The sequence below is a fragment of the Streptococcus sp. HMSC36C04 genome, assembly GCF_001839535.1.
Classification (GTDB): Bacteria; Bacillota; Bacilli; order Lactobacillales; family Streptococcaceae; genus Streptococcus; species Streptococcus hominis.
The window spans coordinates 1-213 of record NZ_KV841565.1; the positions used below are offsets into that span (position 1 = coordinate 1).

1 protein-coding gene is annotated in these 213 nt (G+C 44.1%); it reads left to right on the forward strand.

All coding sequences use genetic code 11. The features are described 5' to 3' along the window. Positions 1-213: DDE-type integrase/transposase/recombinase (locus HMPREF3249_RS00610; protein WP_142350222.1), on the forward strand; the 213-nt coding region annotated here is incomplete at both ends.

Here is a 213-nt window from a genome sequence, read left to right on the forward strand (position 1 = left end):
CACTGGGAGCTTGATACTGTGGTGTCTTCCAGAGGCGAAAGCAAGGGGTGTTTAGCGACCTTTCTAGAGCGAAAAACTCGTTTTTACTTAGCTTTCAAGATACCAGATAGAACAGCCAAAGCCATGTTTTCAGCCATCGAAAAACTTTGTAGGCTATTTCCAAAAGAGGCTCTTAAAACCTTCACTTCAGACAGGGGAAAAGAGTTTGCCTGC